General features: G+C 68.0%; 17 protein-coding genes and 1 tRNA gene. 6 read left to right on the top strand and 12 right to left on the bottom strand.

The annotated features are described in order from the left end of the window. Positions 1–51 precede the first annotated feature (51 nt). From SLQ33_RS15655 to SLQ33_RS15645, 3 genes are read left to right on the top strand one after another with little or no spacing between them, the layout of a single operon-like run. Positions 52–2,244: an EspA/EspE family type VII secretion system effector gene (locus tag SLQ33_RS15655; protein WP_319454788.1), complete on the top strand. Its 2,193-nt coding sequence runs from the start codon at positions 52–54 to the stop codon at positions 2,242–2,244. Further along, positions 2,241–3,056 (top strand): hypothetical protein, encoded by an 816-nt coding sequence (locus SLQ33_RS15650; RefSeq protein ID WP_319454787.1) that lies wholly within the window; start codon positions 2,241–2,243, stop codon positions 3,054–3,056. Before SLQ33_RS15655 ends, SLQ33_RS15650 begins: the two co-directional genes overlap by 4 nt. Positions 3,057–3,080: 24 nt before the next feature. Continuing rightward, positions 3,081–3,455, top strand: coding sequence for a carboxymuconolactone decarboxylase family protein (locus SLQ33_RS15645; protein ID WP_319454786.1), 375 nt, complete (start codon positions 3,081–3,083; stop codon positions 3,453–3,455). Between the two features lie 2 nt (positions 3,456–3,457). On the opposite strand, the gene SLQ33_RS15640 is transcribed toward SLQ33_RS15645, so the two are convergent. Beyond that, a tRNA-Thr gene (locus SLQ33_RS15640) sits at positions 3,458–3,533 on the bottom strand. A 55-nt stretch (positions 3,534–3,588) separates the two neighbouring features. After that, positions 3,589–4,797: a DNA polymerase III subunit delta' gene (locus SLQ33_RS15635; protein WP_319454785.1), complete on the bottom strand. Its 1,209-nt coding sequence runs from the start codon at positions 4,795–4,797 to the stop codon at positions 3,589–3,591. A 52-nt stretch (positions 4,798–4,849) separates the two neighbouring features. Here SLQ33_RS15635 and SLQ33_RS15630 point away from each other — a divergent pair, with 52 nt between their 5' ends. Beyond that, positions 4,850–6,472 (top strand): adenylate/guanylate cyclase domain-containing protein, encoded by a 1,623-nt coding sequence (locus SLQ33_RS15630; protein WP_319455150.1) that lies wholly within the window; start codon positions 4,850–4,852, stop codon positions 6,470–6,472. On the opposite strand, the gene topA is transcribed toward SLQ33_RS15630, so the two are convergent. The 3 genes from topA to SLQ33_RS15615 all read right to left on the bottom strand — a co-directional run bounded on the left by topA (position 6,469) and on the right by SLQ33_RS15615 (position 10,342). After that, positions 6,469–9,273: a type I DNA topoisomerase gene (gene topA / locus SLQ33_RS15625; RefSeq protein WP_319454784.1), complete on the bottom strand. Its 2,805-nt coding sequence runs from the start codon at positions 9,271–9,273 to the stop codon at positions 6,469–6,471. The genes SLQ33_RS15630 and topA overlap by 4 nt on opposite strands. Before the next feature lie 145 nt (positions 9,274–9,418). Then, positions 9,419–10,009: a hypothetical protein gene (locus tag SLQ33_RS15620; protein ID WP_319454783.1), complete on the bottom strand. Its 591-nt coding sequence runs from the start codon at positions 10,007–10,009 to the stop codon at positions 9,419–9,421. Between the two features lie 129 nt (positions 10,010–10,138). Beyond that, positions 10,139–10,342, bottom strand: a complete 204-nt coding sequence (locus tag SLQ33_RS15615) for a cold-shock protein (protein ID WP_319454782.1) — start codon at positions 10,340–10,342, stop codon at positions 10,139–10,141. A 309-nt stretch (positions 10,343–10,651) separates the two neighbouring features. On the opposite strand from SLQ33_RS15615, the gene SLQ33_RS15610 reads away from it, so the two are divergent. Both SLQ33_RS15610 and SLQ33_RS15605 read left to right on the top strand, forming a co-directional pair. Then, positions 10,652–12,991: a DEAD/DEAH box helicase gene (locus SLQ33_RS15610; protein WP_319454781.1), complete on the top strand. Its 2,340-nt coding sequence runs from the start codon at positions 10,652–10,654 to the stop codon at positions 12,989–12,991. 261 nt (positions 12,992–13,252) lie between these two features. Next, positions 13,253–14,314, top strand: coding sequence for a PAS domain-containing protein (locus SLQ33_RS15605; protein WP_319454780.1), 1,062 nt, complete (start codon positions 13,253–13,255; stop codon positions 14,312–14,314). Here SLQ33_RS15605 and SLQ33_RS15600 read toward each other — a convergent pair. Genes SLQ33_RS15600 through ssd form a run of 7 tightly spaced genes read right to left on the bottom strand, consistent with a single transcriptional unit; the run spans position 14,311 to position 18,820 of the window. Then, positions 14,311–14,721: an Rv3654c family TadE-like protein gene (locus SLQ33_RS15600; RefSeq protein ID WP_319454779.1), complete on the bottom strand. Its 411-nt coding sequence runs from the start codon at positions 14,719–14,721 to the stop codon at positions 14,311–14,313. The two genes, SLQ33_RS15605 and SLQ33_RS15600, sit on opposite strands and share 4 nt — an antisense overlap. Beyond that, on the bottom strand, positions 14,654–14,920 hold the full coding sequence (locus tag SLQ33_RS15595; protein WP_319455149.1) for a TadE family type IV pilus minor pilin: 267 nt from the start codon (positions 14,918–14,920) through the stop codon (positions 14,654–14,656). The genes SLQ33_RS15600 and SLQ33_RS15595 overlap by 68 nt, the downstream gene beginning before the upstream one ends. Positions 14,921–14,979: 59 nt before the next feature. Next, positions 14,980–15,183, bottom strand: coding sequence for a DUF4244 domain-containing protein (locus tag SLQ33_RS15590; RefSeq protein ID WP_319454778.1), 204 nt, complete (start codon positions 15,181–15,183; stop codon positions 14,980–14,982). Between the two features lie 55 nt (positions 15,184–15,238). Next, positions 15,239–15,814 carry a type II secretion system F family protein gene (locus tag SLQ33_RS15585; protein WP_319454777.1) on the bottom strand — a complete coding sequence of 192 codons (576 nt, stop codon included), beginning with the start codon at positions 15,812–15,814 and terminating at the stop codon, positions 15,239–15,241. Further along, the gene (locus tag SLQ33_RS15580) at positions 15,811–16,596 is read right to left on the bottom strand and encodes a type II secretion system F family protein (protein WP_319454776.1); all 786 of its coding nucleotides are present in this window, start codon (positions 16,594–16,596) and stop codon (positions 15,811–15,813) included. Before SLQ33_RS15580 ends, SLQ33_RS15585 begins: the two co-directional genes overlap by 4 nt. Beyond that, positions 16,593–17,756 (bottom strand): TadA family conjugal transfer-associated ATPase, encoded by a 1,164-nt coding sequence (locus SLQ33_RS15575; protein WP_319454775.1) that lies wholly within the window; start codon positions 17,754–17,756, stop codon positions 16,593–16,595. Before SLQ33_RS15575 ends, SLQ33_RS15580 begins: the two co-directional genes overlap by 4 nt. Then, a complete protein-coding gene (ssd, locus tag SLQ33_RS15570) occupies positions 17,753–18,820 on the bottom strand; it encodes a septum site-determining protein Ssd (protein WP_319454774.1) in 1,068 nt (355 codons plus the stop codon). The genes SLQ33_RS15575 and ssd overlap by 4 nt, the downstream gene beginning before the upstream one ends. Positions 18,821–18,879 lie beyond the last annotated feature (59 nt).

Below are 18,879 nucleotides of genomic sequence, written 5' to 3'. Positions count from 1 at the left end.
AATTAGGTGGTGTCGGCGATGACGCCGTACTGATCCGGGGGGTGAACGCAGGTGAGCGCGCTCGACGGCTTCCATTCGACGTGGTCGCAGGCCCGACAGACCTACGGCGAAGGCACGCCCCAGACCGGTGAACGCTTCGACCAGAGCAGCAAGCTCAACCAGCTGAAGTCCGATATGGACGCCGCGGCGCCCGGCGGACGCTGGACCGGCGCAGCGTCGGAGGCCTACGCCGCGGCGAACGCCGAGCACCAGCGGGTCATCGGGGCGATCGCCGACGTCGACAAGAAGCTTGGCATCCAGATCACCAACGCGGCCAACCTCGTCACCTCGGGCCGCAACGACCTCGAGACCCTACGGAAGTGGGTCAACGACGCTGCCGCGACCACTACCAACGACCAGGCCGGCAAGACCATGCAGATGCAGATCGCCAAGCAAGGCCTGCAGCGTCTCACCGAGATCATGAACCACACCCACGCGGGCATGCAGACCATCAAGGGCACAGTCACCGGGCTCAAGGGCGAGTACGACATGCTCGGGGCGGGTCAGAAGTTCGCCAAGGAGGGACAGGGCGACGACTCGCTGCCCGTGGGGGACGACGAGGACGGCAAGGACGACGACGTCGAGAAGCGGGCCAAGGAGGACGTCGAGAAGACGCTAAAGGACGGCGACGAGACCGCGGCGGGCCGTGTCAACGACGTCTTGAGCACGATTCAACCCGGTCAGCCGCTGTCGCCAGAACAGCAGGCGTACCTGAGCGAAATGCAGTCTCAACAACACGACATGAGTGTCGATGACTTGACGACGGCAGAGGAAAACCTCAATGAGCACAAGAACGTCATCGGCGACTCGTGGCAGTTGATGAGCAATGACGACGTCGCTTTTGGGAAGCCCGACGAGAACGGAAATCAGCCGAAGGGCTCGTTCGATCGCCTGCCCGATTCGGTTCAGCGGGCGCTCTCGAACGACAATCTGATCGGCTATCCGGGCGACGAGGTCGAGAGGCAAAAAGTCGAGGCAATTGCAGACATCGTCAGGAACGGGGACGCCAAATTCCAGGACGGCACCGAAATCGATCGCGAGATGATTCGGCTGTCCGACCGGCTTATGGACGAGAGTCCGGCCAATCAGGAGACCGTGCGAGACCTCTTCACGTCTGCGGGCCGCGATCACCAGGTCGTGACCGACCACATGGTCGGATGGCAGCCGGAAACCGGGCGGTCGGGTTACGACTACAACAGCGACGACTTCCTGAAGGACGTCATGACCACCGGCTGGGCTGACGACGGCAAGGACGCTGCCACGCTGTTCAATTGGACCAACGAGAACGCCAGTGGCCCCAACGCCGACATCGCCTCCGCCGCAGCCGAGAGGTACGCCCAGTTCATCGGTGGCCATCCCGAGTTGATGGACATCCCGAATGCGTTCGGACAGACGGACACGCTCGGCCAGGTCAACCCCGAGTTGGTCAAGGGCATGGCGCATGGGCTCACCCCGTACATGGCAGACATCGCCAACGTAGGAGGCGGCGCGGACGACAACTTCCAGCCGCTCGATCACGGCAAGGATTCGCAGGACCGCAACCTTGCCAAGGGCGTCTTCACCGTTCTCGGATCCCAGGTGGACGCGTATCGCGAGTTCTACGGCGCGGCAAACGAAATGGCCCTGGAAAAATCGTACGAGTGGGCGAACAAAGTCGGTGCAGGCGAGGAAGTGTTCTCGCACGATGCGTCGATGAACGGCGCCGCGTCGCTGAAGGCCCTCATGGACCACGGAACTGCCGAAGGCCTCAAGACCATCGGCATGGACAACAACGAAATGACGGATCTGAAGAAGTCCGTCTACAACCACGCGGTCGACACCCTCTCCGCGGCGGGTGGCCCGTACGGGAAGGCCATCGGCATGATGGGTGGCGCGTTGGAGGACAGTTTCTTCGGCAACGGGTCCGACATCTCGGGCGACGTGGTGCCGATGTATGCCGACGAGTCAGCGCGATTCACCACCAACGCCCTACTGGCTACGGGAGTCGAGGTGCCGGGAACGGAACAGTTCCAGATCCAGGACTTCGATGAGAACGGCCAGCCCTATCAGCGGCTGATGACCACAGCCGAGTTGGAGGAGCGGACAATTTACAAGACTCCAGACGAACTGGGCGGCGATCTGAACGAAGCCTTGGACAGGAAGTTGGGGCTCGGCAGAAGCCCGGTCGTCCCGTTCGGTGACCAATACGATCGCATCACACAATGATTCGACGTTCTGTTCGCGGCTGCGTCTCGCTGTCGTTCTTGATGCTGCTGACCGGCTGTCACCTGTTCGGTGACGACGGAGCCCGCATCGACCGGTCTGTCGGTCAGCTTGCCGACGAGCACTACCAATGGACGGGCGGGCCGGCGATCGAACTCCTGACCGGGCCTGCAGTGCCCGTCCGGGCGTTCCTGGAGTCACGCCTGGACAGCCAGACGATGCACAACCTCGACTACGCGTATCCCGGCTTCGACCGCGCTGTCGCCGAATCTGAAGACGGCAAAGACATCTTCACCCGCAATCTGCGGCCGGATGTGAGCAGGGGCAGTGCGTCGGACGCAGTCCGGCTCGGGAACAACCGGTTTCGGATTGACTCGATGACCCACAATGGCGACACGGTCACCGCGATCGTGTGCAATTACCGGTACGGTCTGGCACTCGAACAAGAGAATGGCGCGTTCGTCAGCGTCGTGAACAACACCCCCTACAACGACGGCATCGACGCGTTGCTCTTGATACTCACCACCCCAACGAACGAGTCGAACAACGCGTTGCCCGCGCAGGAGGGTCCTGCGGTGGCGCCGGCTGTCGACGTCTTCGGTGAGTGGAAGATCACCGGTTTCCTGACCCTGTACGGCGGACCTGAACCGGCCTACGCACAGGCGTGGCCGACCCAGGAGGCGGACCTCGCCAAGTGCGTTGCCGAGGCTCCCGACCCACCGGAACGGCGTGCCTTCCTCAGTCGAGGCGAGCATCCGCGCAGCGACTTTCCCACCTCACCGCCGAGTCCTGGCTGGCCGGCACCGCCCCAGTAGGCCCCTTGTGCCAAACTAGTAAGTATGACTAACTTACGCGCCGACGGACTCAAGGTGTTTCGCGAGCTCCTACCGGGATCGCTGCCCGACGACGACGCCGACGTCGACTTTGGCGGCGGCTTCGCCCCCGAACTCATGGACATCGGCCTCGAAAGCGTCTTCGGCAAGCTCTGGAGCCGCGATGGCCTGAGCCGTCGCGACCGCAGCCTGGTCACGCTGGGCATCCTCATCGCGCTGCGCGCCAACGAGGAACTGAAGAACCACTTCCGGATCGCCAGGAACAACGGGCTGACCGACGAGGAACTCGCCGAGGTGATCTATCACTCGTGCGGCTACGCCGGCTTCCCCGCGGGCAACACGGCCAAGGCAATGGCACTCAAGGCGTTTGCGGAAGAGTGAAGTGGAGCCGCCTCCGGGAATCGAACCCGGGACCTTCTCATTACGAGTGAGACGCTCTACCGACTGAGCTAAGGCGGCGTGCCCAGCCAAGCGGGCGGGACGAGTCTACGACAGGGCATGCCGCCGACCCAATTCAGTTACGGAGCGCCTGGCCGACCGTCGCCACCATCGCGTCGACCGCGAACTTCGGCTTTACGTTGACGGCGAGCGCCTCCCGGCACTCCAGCACCGCCTCGATACAGCGCAACAGCCGATCCGGCGGCACGTGCGCGGCCATCGCCGCGATCTTGTCGGCCATGTCGGGGTGGTTGGCCTGCACGCCGGTTGCCCCCGACGACACCAGCAGCGCGTCGCGGAAGTACGTGGCGAGGTCGATAAGCGCCCGGTCCAGCGCATCGCGGCCGGCCCGCGTGTGGCGCGACTTCTGCCGTCGCTCCAAATCCTTGAGCGCGCCCGCCGAACCGCGCAGCGCGGTGGCGGTGCCCTTCCCGCTTCCGCCCGCCCCCAACGCGGTGCGGAGCTCCTCGGTCTCGGACTCGTTGCGGTCCTCCGTCAGGGCCTTCGCCTCGGCCTCCGCCGTGGCGACCAGTTCCTCGGCGGCCGCGTAGGCCTTCGTCGGCGTTGCGGCGTCGCGGGCCAGGCCCAGCGCGCGTTCCCGTCGGTGCCGGGCCTGCTCGTCGGTGGCCAGCCGGCGCGCCCGGCCCACGTGTCCACCGCTGACGGATGCCGCCCACTTCGCGTCGGCTTCGGGCAGCCCATCGGTGTCGATCAACACCGCGGCGATGGCATCGCGCGGTGGCGTAACCAACGCCACGTGGCGGCACCGCGACCGCAGCGTGATGGAGATGTCCTCCGGATCTACTGACGGCGCACACAGCAGGAAGACCGTCGACGGCGGCGGTTCCTCCACCACCTTCAGCAACGCGTTCGCCGCGCCCTCGGTCAACCTGTCGGCATCCTCGACGACCACGATCTGCCACCGGCCGGTGCCGGGCCGTCGCGACGCGATCTGCACGATGGCGCGCATCTCGTCGACCCCGATCGACAGTCCTTCGGGGATGATCCGGCGCACGTCGGCGTGCGTGCCCGCCATCGTCGTGGTGCACGCATGGCACTCGCCACAGCCCGGAACCCCGTCCGACGTGCACTGCAACGCCGCGGCGAAGCACAGTGCCGCCACCGATCGACCGGACCCGGGAGGGCCAGTCACCAGCCACGCATGTGTCATGGTCCCCGTCGCGAGGCCGCTGTGAGCCGAGTCACCGCGCGCGGCACGGGCCGCGGCCAACAACTCCGCTTCGACGGCATCCTGACCGACCAGACGCGAGAAAACACCGCTCATCGGCGCCAAGCCTAGTGCTCGAGGCGGACACGACCTACGCGCAGCGACCGTACTGGTCGGCCCGGCCCGATACGGTTATGACGTGACCACCAGCGTGCTACCGATCGGGCGAATCACCGCATTCGTCCGATGGGTGGCGCGCACTCCCTGGCCGGTCTTCCTCCTTGGCATGCTGCAGTCCGACATCATCGGGGCCCTCTTCGTGCTCGGATTCCTGCGATTCGGGCTGCCGCCGGAGGATCGAATCCAGCTCCAAGACCTCCCGACGTTCAACCTGGCCATCTTCCTCGGCTACCTGTTCGTGTCGTTCACACTCGCGTCCTGGCTAAGCCTGCGGCTGCTCATCCCGGTCATCCGGTGGCAGCGCCGTGACACCCTGCCCGGCGGCGGCGATTCCGCCGTCACCGAGCTGGCGCGCGTGCGCGCGTTGAAGATGCCGTTCTACCGCTCCGTGATCAACGTCGCGAACTGGTTCCTGGGGTCCGTCGTCTTCATCGTCGCCAGCTGGCCGGTGGCCAGCAACTCTGCGCCCGTCGTCGCCGTCGCCACCGCACTCGGCGCGACGGCCACGGCGATCATCGGCTATCTGCAGTCGGAGCGGGTGCTCCGGCCCGTCGCCGTTGCCGCGCTACGCGGCGGGGTGCCCGAGACGTTCAAGGCGCCGGGCGTCATCCAGCGCCAGGTACTGGCGTGGGTGCTGTCCACCGCCGTACCGGTGCTCGCGATCGTGCTGGCGTTGGTGGCCAGCAAGTTCGAAATCCTCACCGCGCCGGCCGAACGGCTCAACACGCCGATCCTGTTGCTGGCCATCTTCGCGCTCGTCGTCGGCCTCGCCGGCACCGTGCTGGTGGCCATGTCCATCGCCGACCCCCTGCGCCAATTGCGTTGGGCCCTCGGCGAAGTGCAGCGCGGCAACTACAACGCGCACATGCAGATCTATGACGCCAGCGAACTGGGTCTGCTACAGGCGGGGTTCAACGACATGGTCCGCGACCTCGCGGAACGGCAACGGCTGCGGGACCTGTTCGGCCGCTACGTGGGCGAGGACGTGGCCCGGCGCGCCCTCGAGCGTGGCACCGAGCTCGGCGGCCAGGAGCGCGAAGTCGCCGTCCTGTTCGTCGACCTCGTCGGCTCCACGCAACTCGCCTCGACGCGGCCGGCCTCTGAGGTGGTGAACCTGCTCAACGAGTTCTTTCAGATCATCGTCGACACGGTCAACCGGCACGGCGGCTTCGTCAACAAGTTCCAGGGCGACGCGGCCCTGGCAATCTTCGGTGCGCCCATCGAACATCCCGACGCCTCGGGCGGCGCGCTCGCCGCATCGCGCGAGCTGCACGACGAACTGATCGAGGTGTTGGGCCAGACGGAGTTCGGCATCGGGGTATCCGCCGGCCGTGCCATCGCCGGACACATCGGCGCCCAGGCGCGCTTCGAATACACGGTGATCGGCGACCCGGTCAACGAGGCCGCCCGCCTGACGGAGCTGGCCAAGCTGGAGGAGGGCCACGTGCTGGCGTCGGCCATCGCCGTGAGCGGCGCGCTCGACGCGGAAGCCCTGTGCTGGGACGTCGGCGAGATCGTCGAACTGCGCGGCCGGTTGGCGCCCACACAGTTGGCCCGGCCCACCAATCTGGTATCGCCAGAACGGGTTCCGAGCGAAGCGCGCCAGACCTAGGCCTTCTTGGCCGCCTTCTTCGCAGGCGCCTTCTTGGCCGCCTTCTTCGCAGGCGCCTTCTTGGTGGTCTTCTTCACGGGTCCGCGCGCACGCCGGTCAGCGAGCAGCTCGGAGGCCCGCGCGTCGGTGATCGACAGCACGTCGTCACCCTTGCGCAGGCTGGCATTGGTCTCGCCGTCGGTGACGTACGGACCGAAGCGACCGTCCTTGATCACCATCGGCTTCTCGGACACGGGATCGTTTCCAAGTTCACGCAGCGGCGGGGTGGCCGCACCCTGCCCGCCGCGCCGCTTGGGCTCGGCGTAGATCTTCAACGCCTCGTCGAGCGTGATGGTGAACATCTGCTCTTCGGTGGCGAGGGACCGAGAATCGGTGCCGCGCTTCAGGTATGGGCCGTAGCGGCCGTTCTGCGCGGTGATCTCCTCGTTGTTCGCCGGGTCGGCGCCGACGACGCGCGGCAGCGACAGCAGCTTCAGCGCGTCCTCGAGGGTGACCGTCTCGAGATCCATGGTGCGCAGCAGCGAACCGGTGCGCGGCTTGGGCCCAGTCGGCTTCTTGCCCTTCTTGGCGGTCGCCCCATCCTCGGGCTCCTCCGGCGGCGCGGGCAGCACCTCGGTGACGTACGGTCCGTACCGGCCGTCCTTGGCGACGATCTCGTTGCCCGACTCCGGATCGACACCCAGCGAACGGCCCTCTTGCGGTGTGGAGAAGAGCTTTTCGGCCAACTCGAGCGTCAGCTCGTCCGGAGTCAGGTCGTCCTTCAGGTTGGCGCGCTGAGGCTTGAGTTCACCGTCGGGGTTGTCCGGGTCGACGATCATCCGCTCCAAGTACGGACCGTTGCGGCCGACGCGGACGTTGACCGCGCGACCTTCGTCGTCGTCGAACAGCTTGATGGAGTTGACTTCCCGGGCGTCGATCTCCTCCAGGTTGCCGCCGACGAGCTTCTTCAGTCCGCCGGAGCGGGCGATCGAGCCGACCACACCGTGATCGCCGCCGAAGTAGAAGTTGTTGAGCCAGTTGGTCCTTCGCTCGTTGCCCGAAGCGATCTCGTCGAGCTCGTCCTCCATGGCTGCGGTGAAGTCGTAGTCGACCAGCCGTCCGAAGTGCTGTTCGAGCAACCCGGTGACGGCGAACGCGACCCACGACGGCACCAGGGCACTGCCCTTCTTGTGCACGTAGCCGCGGTCCTGAATGGTCTTGATGATCGACGAGTAGGTCGACGGGCGCCCGATGCCCAGCTCCTCCAGCGCCTTGATCAGCGACGCCTCGGTGTACCGCGCGGGTGGGCTGGTGGTGTGGCCGTCGGCGGTGAGGTCGGCGGCGTCGACGCGCTGTCCCTGCGTCAGGTTCGGCAACCTGCTCTCGGCGTCGTCCGCCTCGCCACCGGCCTGCTCGTCCAGGCTCTCGACGTAGGCCTTCAGGAAGCCCGCGAAGGTGATGGTGCGGCCGCTGGCGCTGAACACCACCTGCTCGCCAGATGCGGCAGCTCCGGCGATGCGCAGTGACAGCGTGGTGCCGCGCGCGTCGGCCATCTGCGAAGCGACCGTGCGCTGCCAGATGAGCTCGTAGAGCCGGAACTCGTCGTTGTCGAGCGCGGAGTGCAGCTGACCCGGCGTCTGGAACACGTCGCCTGCTGGCCTGATGGCCTCGTGGGCCTCCTGCGCGTTCTTCACCTTGCGGGTGTACTGGCGCGGTGTCGGGTGGACGTACTCGTCGCCATACAGCTGTCTGGCCTGGTTGCGCGCGGCATTGATGGCCGACTCCGACAGCGTCGTCGAGTCGGTACGCATGTAGGTGATGTAGCCGTTCTCGTAGAGCCGCTGCGCGATGCTCATGGCGCGTTCGGCGGTGAACCGCAGCTTGCGGCCCGCCTCCTGCTGCAGCGTCGACGTCATGAACGGCGGGTAGGGCCGCCGCGTGTAGGGCTTCTGCTCCACCGACGACACCGCGAGCTGTGCCCCGCGCAGCCCGCTGGCCAGGGCGGTCGCGGCCGATTCATCGAGCACGCGCACCTCGTCGGGCTTGCGCACCGCGCCGAGGGAGTCGAAGTCCCGCCCCGTGGCGACACGGCGTCCGTCGACGGTGTTGAGCTTGGCCGTGAACTTCGGCGGCGACGCCTCGGCATCCGACACGCTGGCGTCGAGTTCGGCGGTGACGTCCCAGTAGCCGGCGCTGCGGAACGCCATGCGCTCGCGTTCGCGCGACACGATGATGCGCGTCGCCACCGACTGAACGCGGCCCGCCGACAACTTCGGCGCCACCTTCTTCCACAGCACCGGGCTGACTTCGTAGCCGTACAGCCGGTCGAGGATGCGCCGGGTCTCCTGCGCGTCGACCAAGTCGATGTCGAGGTCGCGGGGATTCTCCGCGGCGGCGAGGATCGCGGGCTCGGTGATCTCGTGGAACACCATCCGCTTGACCGGCACGCTGGGCTTGAGCGTCTCGAGCAGGTGCCAGGCGATGGCCTCCCCCTCGCGGTCACCGTCCGTCGCCAGGTAGAGCTCGTCGACGTCCTTGAGCAGGCCCTTGAGTTCGGCGACGGTGCCCTTCTTCTCCGGGCTGATGATGTAGAGCGGTTCGAAGTCGGCGTCGACGTTCACGCCCAAGCGGGCCCACGGTTCCGACTTGTACTTGGCGGGCACATCCGCCGCGGCCCTCGGCAGGTCGCGAATGTGGCCGCGAGACGATTCGACGATGTACCCGGAGCCCAGGTACCCAGCAATTTTGCGCGCTTTAGTGGGCGACTCGACTATGACGAGTCGCCGCACACGACCGTTGCCGCTGCCATCCTGGTCAGCCAACTGTGCCTACGCTCCACTTCTTATGCCGCCATCTGGCGTGCCCCCCGACGCGTCCGCGGCCGGATTCACCCTATTTCACCAATGGCAAGGGACAATTTCGCACTCTGCGCGAGCGTACGCAAACCGGCTCACCGGGAGAATGACGTCAAATGCGCGGCCAGGCCAGGAACGCCTCGGTGTGCCCTGGAGGTTCCCCGACGTTCTCTACCAGGCGCGATAGTCGTCTGCGGCCGCTGATTCGCAGGGCTGGACGAGCTCCGCGAGTACCGATCAACGTCGGAGCTATTCCGACCCGCATCATCGCCGATGCGAGTGCGGAATGCGTATCCGGTGCGTGTGGATCGAGCCCGAGCAGGTAGCGGTCGGCCTCGGGCACACCAGCGGCCAACGTCCACGCCCGCAGCTCCCGAGGCCCTGGCAACCACTGCGGAGGGACCGTCTTGACCGCTCCACGGGTCCACTGCACCGCGATGGACGTCAACCGCGCGTCGACGGCGGTGCGCACGAGTGGGGTGTTCTCGTCCGTGCGAGCGAGCTCGGGCTGCAGACCGGCCTCGGCGATCATCTCGGCCAGCGCCTCGGCTCGCCACAGCCGGTCGACGACCACGGACAGTCGCGCGGCCTGCTGAGCCCCAGAGCCCACCAGCACCACCTGGCCGGAAGCCGCCAAAATCCCGGTCAAGTCGGCGACCGCGGGCGGCACCGACTCAGCCGAGAAGAACGACAGCTGACTCACCAAAATGACACTAGGGCAGCGACGCACTTAGCAGGAGTCGCCAGGCCGACCCGGCTCCTGCCGGAAAGCAGAACACCCCCGCATCGTCCTCGAACGGACGGTGTGGGGGTGCCTTGCGAAAAGCGTGAGTCAGACGGTGCGGACGTTCACGGCCTGGGGGCCCTTGGCGCCCTGCTCGACCTCGAACTCGACCTTCTGCTTCTCCTCGAGGGTGCGGAACCCATTCGACTGGATCTGGTTGTAATGAACGAAGACGTCGCCGCCGCCGCCGTCCTGCTCGATGAACCCGTAACCCTTCTCGGGGTTGAACCACTTAACGGTGCCCTGTGCCATCTGTACTTCATTCCTTCTACTACTACTTCGGGTGCGATCCACCGTGCTTCGGTGGGTCGGGCCCGTTCCGACCGCCATACCTTCGTGGAAGCGCCGGAACTGGCCGACCTACAACCCTCGCAGGAACCGCGACCGCAACGACGTTCCTGCGGGTGCTGACACACGAACACAGAAGCTGCGACCGTCGTAAGTCAATCACGTTCAGCGTCGTCGCGACAGTCTCGCGACGATCGATGTGGTTAACAATTCACCGAGGGTCACCGCACCGGCTACGAGGGGCCGGACCGACCCGCAACCAGGAGGCAGGCCGTGGCGCATCGAGGGTCGGATTTCGGCCGCGAGCTACTCGCCTGCGCGGTCGACGGGACCGCCGCCGACGAACAGCCGCTGCGGCACGTGTCAGACCTGGCCCCACGCCAGGCCAGTGGGCGGCCGTGGCCGCCGTGGGCCGCACCGGACGTGGTGCGCGCCTTCGTTGATCAGGGCGTCACCGAGCCGTGGTCGCATCAGGTCGCCGCCGCCGAGCTGGCCCATTCTGGGCGCCATGTCGTGCTCAGCACGGGCACCGCATCTGGCAAGTCGATGGCCTATCAGTTGCCCATCATGAGTGCGCTGTCCGCGGACCCGCGCGCCCGCGCACTCTACTTGTCGCCGACCAAGGCGCTCGGACACGATCAACTACGCGCCGCCCAGAACTTGGCGAACTCCGTCGAACGACTGGCGGACGTGGCGCCCAGCCCATACGACGGGGACAGCAGTACCGACGCGAGACGCTTTGCGCGCGAACGGTCGCGGTGGATCTTCTCCAACCCGGACATGATTCACCTCTCCCTATTGCGCAACCACGCCCGCTGGGCGGTGTTCCTGCGCAACCTTCGGTTCATCGTGGTCGACGAATGTCACTACTACCGAGGCATTTTCGGCTCCAACGTGGCGTTGGTGCTCCGCAGACTGGTGCGGCTCTGCGCGCGCTACGCCACTGCCGACTCGCCAGGGCCGACGGTGATCTTCGCCAGCGCGACGGCATCGTCACCCGCGGCCACTGCCTCCGAACTACTCGGGCAGTCGGTCGCCGAGGTGACGGAGGACGGGTCACCGCAGGGCGGTCGCACCGTCGCGCTCTGGGAGCCTGCCCTGCGCAGCGACCTGTCCGGCGAGAACGGGGCTCCGGTAAGGCGTTCCGCCGGCGCCGAGGCAGCGCGCGTGATGGCCGACCTGATGGCCGAGGGCGCGCGCACGCTGACGTTCGTGCGATCCCGGCGTGGAGCCGAGCTGACGGCGCTGGGGGCCCGCGCGCGTCTCGAGGACGTCGCACCGGAGCTCGTCGAGCTCGTCGCGTCGTATCGCGCCGGGTATCTGGCCGAGGACCGCCGAGAACTGGAGTCCGCGTTGGCCGACGGCCGGCTGCGGGGGCTGGCCACCACCAACGCCCTCGAACTGGGCGTCGACATCGCGGGCCTCGACGCGGTGGTGCTGGCCGGCTTCCCCGGCACCGTCGCGTCGTTCTGGCAGCAGGCCGGACGGGCGGGGCGGCGCGGGCAGAGTGCATTGATCGTCATGATCGCGCGCGACGACCCGTTGGACACCTACCTGGTGAACCACCCGGCTGCGTTGTTGGGCAAGCCACTCGAGCGCGTCGTCATCGATCCCACCAATCCATTCGTGCTCGGACCGCAACTGCTGTGCGCGGCAACCGAACTCCCGTTGACCGAAGCCGAGGTGCGGATGTGGAACGCCGAAGCCGTCGCCAAGTCGCTCGTCGACGACGGCCTGCTGCGGCGTAGGCCCTCGGGTTACTTCCCGACCCCCGGGGTCGACCCGCATGCGGCCGTCGACATTCGTGGGTCGATCGGCGGACAGATCGCGATCGTCGAGACCGAGACCGGTCGGCTGTTGGGCAGTTCCGGTGCGGGCCAAGCGCCCGCGTCGGTGCACCCGGGCGCCGTCTACCTTCACCGCGGCGAGAGCTACGTGGTCGATTCGCTCGACTTCGAGAGCGGCGTCGCCTTCGTGCACGCGGAGGATCCGGGGTACAACACCTCGGCGAGGGAGGTCACCGACATCTCGGTGTTGGGCACCGGCGAACGCCACGCGGTCGGATGCGTGACGACCGGCGTGGTCCCGGTTTCGGTGAGCCACACCGTGATCGGCTACCTCCGCAGGCGCTACGACGGCGAGGTGATCGACTTCGTCGACCTGGACATGCCCACGCAAACCTTGGAGACCGTTGCGGTGATGTGCACGATTACTCCGGAAGCACTGCAGGACAGCGGCGTTGACGCGCTCCGCATCCCTGGGGCGCTGCACGCCGCCGAGCACGCGGCGATCGGACTGCTGCCGTTGGTGGCCAGCTGCGACCGGGGCGACATCGGCGGGGTGTCGATGGCCGTCGGACCAGACGGTTTGCCGACGATCTTCGTCTACGACGGCCATCCCGGGGGCGCGGGCTTCGCTGATCGTGGATTCCGGCAGCTCCCGGTGTGGTGGGAGGCGACGGCGGCGGCCATCGAAGCGTGTGAGTGCCAGGCGGGTTGTCCATCGTGTGTGCAGTCGCCGAAATGCGGGAACGGCAACGAGCCCCTGGACAAGGCGGGTGCGATCCGGGTGCTCCGGCTGGTGCTCGGCGAACTCGCGAACGACGGCGCGTAACCGTCCGCAGGAGACGACCGACCCCTCGACGGTCGTCTCCACGAAATGGCGACGAACGGTCGGACAACGCGATCCGTTCCCATTCCCGGTAAGCCCGGGTGCAGGGCAAAAGTACCTTTTCGTATGGGATGATGCAACCCGACCAGCATCCCCGGCCGCTGAGTCGAGACCTTCCGAGCACGCATTTCGTAGCGTGCTACGACGGATTTCGTCGCGCCGTTCGCCGCCGGGAGGTCGTGCTGTGAACGGTAAGATGCCCGCATGACCCACGACTGGCTCCTCGTGGAGACACTCGGTGCGGAGCCAGCCGTGGTTGCACAGGGCCAGTCCACCAAGAATCTCGTTCCAATCAGCGCATTTCTGCGGCGCAACCCCAACCTCATGGCCATCCAGACGGCGATTGGCGAGACGGTACGGGCGGGTCAACCGCTCAGCAGCATCACGCCAAAGCACGACCGCGTGATTCGCACTGAGGTGGTCCAGATGACCGACGGCCGGATCCACGGTGTGCACGTGTGGATCGGCCCGCCCGACACCGAACCTCCCGATCGCGTCATTCCCGGGCCGTTGAAGTGGGACCTGACCCACGGGATCGCGACCGACACACCGGAGTCGCTGTTCAACATTGGGAGGGATCCGTCGGCCGAGGCAACGCACGGCCGGGCGTTCGCCGAGGATCTGCCGACGCGGGCGCTCAACCCGAGTGAGGCGCAGGTGTTGTCGGTGGCGATCAAGCCCGAGCCGGGGCGGTCCTTCTGCAGCACGTGGGACATCGTCGACTACCAGGACAAGCCCATCACGGTCGGCTTCGTCGCCCGCGTGCTGTTGGAGGACGACGACGGTGGGCCGGGCGAGCTGATCTGCCGGGCAATGAACTGGCGCAGTGTGCGCGACGAATCGACCAACGTACCAGTGGATCTCGGGCAGCGGATCCTCAACGGGCTGGCCCAGCCGGGGGTGCACCGCGCGCTGGTGAACCTGCGGACGTGGACGTTGCTCAAGTGGCTCGACGACCCGTGTCCGTTCTACGACTGGCACGCCAGCGAATCGGGCGAACCCAACGTGCACCCCGACGACGCCGCCGTAATGGCTTCCATGACAACCGAATTCGAGAAGGGTGCGGCATCGCGTGTGTTGCGGCTGCGCGCGCTCGACGGGGGATGGACACCCATCCATGTCACCGCGCACCGCGTCGAGCTCGACGAGGGCACCTTCGCGGGACTGCTGTCGCTGCGGCTGCCCACCGATGACGAAGTCGCCGCCGCCGAGCCGCCGAAGACCCGCAAGTCACGGGCACGCAAGGACAAGGCGGCCCAGGGCTAGCCCGACGGTTCGCCCGGGCCCGCTCGGGCAGCCGCCCGCGCCGAACCGAGTCCCCACCGGCCAAGGTCGACGGGCACCTCGACACTGACGATCACGTCGAGTTCCTCGACGCGGCACGTGGTCACGACGGTGCGCATGGCCCCGGCGACCGCAGCGGCCTGCGAACACGCCGCCTCACCACCCGATGCGATCCGCCCCGCCGCGGCCAGCGCCGCCAGGTCAGCACTGGCCTGGGCGCGGTGACGGGCGACCACCGCCGACCCAACCACCATGGCCGCCATGGCAATCGACACCACCACCGCCATCATCGCCACCGCCACCAAGTTCGCAGAGCCACGCTCACGCTCCGGGCTCGCGAGCCGCGACCGCCTCCCCCGCGATGGCGAAACCCCGCAGCAGCGGCGCATCCACACTGACCCTCGCGACGACGTAGTCACCGTCGCGCCGCAGCGCCAACACCGACCCCGCGGGTCCGAGTCGACGCGCCGCCTCCGTCGCCGCACGTTCGTCGCCCCTCGCCGCCAGCCGGGCCGCCTCCCTGGCCGAGTCGATGCAACGCACCTGGGCCGCCATCGCGGACGCTCCCCCCAGACACGCGACGAGCACCACCGACAATGCGGCGATGGCGAAGGCGGCTTCGACCGTGGCCCCACCCGCCGCTCCATTCAGGCGTTGGTGTTCAACGCCTTCGTGATGATGTTCGTCAGCGCGTTCACGATCGAGTCGCCGGTGACGACCGTGTACAGAATGGCGCCGAAGGCCGCGGCGGCGATGGTGCCGATGGCGTATTCGACCGTCGACATCCCTGCCTCGTCGACCCACAGCAGCGCCAGCCGTCCCCGAATTCGGCGAATGGTGTTCCCCATCATCGTGCTTCCCTTCCATTGCCCCTCCCAAGGCTCGCGGTCGCTCCGCGAGCCGGTCTCACCTCGTGCCCATCGTCAGCACGTCGCGCGCCAACCCCATGACCACCGGCACGACGCCCAGACACAGGAACGCGGGCAGATAGCACAGCCCCAACGGGCCTGCGATGAGGACTCCGGCGCGTTCGCCGGCGGCGCGGGCGGCGTCGCCGGCATCCTGACGCGATTGCTCGGCCAACTCGGCGACGCCCTGTGCCAGTGCGGCTCCCGAGGCGGCCGACCGACGAGCCAAGCGCGTCAACGCCTCGACGTAGCGGTCGGATCGATCTTGAGTCGACCACGCCGTCGTGGCGTCGGCTCCCACCGCCAGCAGTTCGGCGGCGCGGCCCAACACAGCGGCCAGCGGTGCCGGCGACGAGGGTGCCGTAGCGGCCGCCGCCGCGGCGACGGCCATCCCCGAGGACAGGCACGCCGCAAACACGTCGAGCGCGGCCGCCACTGCGAGCGGATCCGCGGGTCCATCGGATCGCCGTTGGTCGGCACGCTCCCGCGCGGTCAGCCCTGCCCGCCGCTCCACTCGCGCCCGATCGACCGCCACCAGTAATGCTCCAGCGAGACACACTGCGGCCCAGGTCATCTCGGTGTCCGATTGGTGATGTGGTCCGACCAAAGCAGCCCGCCACACGCCAGCATCGTTCCGACCACGAGCAGCCCACCGCCGAGCCCTCCGGACAGCAGGAAGCGCACCGGATCGGCGTCCACCAGTTGCCCGAGGCCGATACCGAGCACCGGTAGCCCGGCGAGCACGAGTGCCGTCGTGCGTGCGCCCGCCATGGCGGCTGCGAATCGAGACTCGAACCGCTCGCGCTCGACGAACTCGCGGTGTGCGGTACGCATTAGCGTGGCGATGGCCAAGCCGTGGCGATGCGCCAACTCCCAGCACACTGCCAGGCGCCTCCAGTGGCTCGGCACTGCGGAACCGGCAGCGGCAGCATGCAAGCCAGCAGCCACGTCGACACCGAGCCGGGCCCGCGCGGCGACCGCCCGCAGCGATGCCGCGACGTCGTCGGGCACCTCTGCCGCCGCCGTCTCGAAGGCGACCACGGGATGTGCACCCGCCCGCAACTCTCCGGCAAGCACGTCGAGCGCCGCTTGCAACGCGGCGGACTCGATAGCCCTTCGGGCGCGCAGGTTGGCCCGGTGCCTGCGGAGTGCGACGGTGCCGGCCACGACCGCCAAGGCCGCTGCCACGGTCATGGGTGCGACGAGCGCGACGGCGATCACGAGCGACCCTGCGCCCGCTGCTGTCCACCACCTCCTACGCTTGCGCACCGGCGCGGGAGAATCGGGACCGACGGCGCGCCTGCGCCTCGGTGCGACGAGCAACGCGGCCGCCAGCGCCAGTAAGGCGGCAGTCATGGTCGCCGCCTCGCCGACAACAGCCGTTCCAAATCGGCCATACCCGTGGCGGTTCCACGGTCGACGTGCCACGCGGTGTGCGCGTTCACCAGTCCGTCGGTACCCCGGCGCAGCACGGCGATCTCCTCGAGTCTGCGGCGGCCCGTCCGATCACGCCCGACGTGCAGCACGACGCGTACGGCCGCGGACAACTGACTGTGCAGCGCGGCCCGGTCCAGGCCGCCGAGTGCGGCCAGCGCCTCCAGTCGGGCAGGAACTTCTGCGGGCTCGTTCGCGTGCACGGTGCCGGCGCCACCCTCGTGCCCCGTGTTGAACGCGGCCAACAGATCGACGACCTCGCCGCCACGCACCTCGCCGACGACGATCCGGTCCGGTCGCATCCGCAGCGCCTGCTTGACGAGGTCGCGAACCGTCACCTCACCGACGCCTTCGACGTTGGCGCCGCGGGCCACCAACTTGACGAGGTGCGGATGCCGAGGCGCCAGTTCGGCCGCATCCTCGATGCAGACGATGCGTTCGTCGACCGGAACGGCCCCGAGCGCGGCCGCCAGGAGCGTCGTCTTTCCCGCACCCGTACCGCCCGAGATCAGGAACGCCGTTCGCGCTGCGATGATTTCGCGCGTCAGGTCGACCGCGGCCGCCGGGATGGCCCCACATTCGACGAGGGCCGCGAAGTCCTGGGTGGCCGGCCGCAGCACCCGCAGCGACAAACAGGTGCCCGCGGCGGCGATCGGCGGCAGCATCGCGTGCAGTCGAACCGCGAACTCGCCGCCGAGACCCGCCAGGTGTCCGTCGACCCACGGTTGTGCCTCGTCGAGCCGGCGCCCCGCACTGAGCGCCAATCGCTGCGCCAACCTGCGGACCGCGGCGTCGTCGGCGAATTCGATTGGCGCGCGCCGCAAGCCGGACCCGTCGTCGACCCACACCGCGTCGGGCGCGGTCACCAGAACGTCCGTGGTGCCCTCCGCCCGCAAGAGCGGCTCCAGGATGCCGGCGCCCGAGAGTTCCGTCTGCAGGACGCGGAGGTTGTCGAGCACCTCGGTGTCGCCGAGCACGCCGCCCGACTCGGCGCGGATGGCTGCGGCGACGACGTTGGGGCGCAACGGCATCGGCTCCGAGGCCAGCCGCTCCCGGACGCGTTCGATCAGTGAGGCACTCATGCGGCAGTCGATTCCGTCGGGAGCTGGTGCAACACGGCGAGCACGCGACGCGCTGCCATGCCAAGTGGCGAGCGTCGGCGTGGCTTGAGCCCGGCATGCTCGAGCGCACCCGCCAGACCCGGCTGGGCACGCATCGCGGCGAGCAACGGGAGCCCCGCCGCACGCGCCACGTCCGCGGCCGTCAAACCTCCTGGTGCGGGCCCGCGTACGACGAGCCCGACATTCGCGTTCGCCGACGCCAGCCACTGACCGATGGAGACCGCCGAGGCGCAGGATCTGACGTCGGCCGGGGTGACGAGCACGACGAGATCGGCCGAGGCAATGGCGGTTTCGACTGCGGAGGTGGCCCGCCGCGGCAGGTCGCAGACGACGGTGGCCCCGCCGCGACTGCCTGCGTCGACGACCGCATCCAGCGCCACGGCGTCGACCTGGCCGCCGCCACGTGCGGCCGACAACACCGCAACGCCGTCGTGCACCGGCAGCGCGGCGCGCAAGGCCGCCCAGCCGATACGTCCGCCCTGAAGCGCCAACTCAGGCCACCGCAGCCCCGCCGAGTCTTCACTACCCAGCACCAGGTCGAGGCCGCCACCCCAGGGGTCGACGTCGATCAGCAGGGGGTCCGTGGCGGCATGGGCGATCGCCGTCGCGAACACCGATGCGCCGGCGCCCCCACGTGCCCCGATGACCGCGACGACGGCGCCCCGTCGCCGTCCGTCACGATTCGCCTCCGCGGCATCTGCCAGCGCCGCGACGAGGTCGACCTCCTCGGCGGGCAGGGTAAGGAACCGTTGCACCCCAACGGCGATCATGATCGGCCAATCGGCGGCATTCGGCTCAGTCCGACCGACGGCGAACACCCGCTCGCGTCGCGACTGCACCAGCGTCGCGCAGCGCTTTGCGCCCTCGAGATCGAGCAGGACCGCCGAGGCGGCGACCCACGACTTGGCGCTGGACGGTTCGGACACGTGGACGACCCGCACTCCGGCCGCCGCGGCGATGCGGTCGACGTCGTGGCGCAGGGCCTCGTCGACGACCAGGGCCAGGACGCCATTGCTCGTTGTCACGCCACCACTGTGAATCGGCCCAATGACACCGCGCCAGGCCCAACGTCGTGTTTGTGGAT

It is taken from the genome of Mycobacterium sp. RTGN6 (assembly GCF_033804605.1).
Lineage (GTDB): Bacteria > Actinomycetota > Actinomycetes > Mycobacteriales > Mycobacteriaceae > Mycobacterium.
The sequence above is the reverse complement of the archived record's forward strand: the minus strand, read 5'-3'. Positions and strand labels throughout refer to the sequence as shown.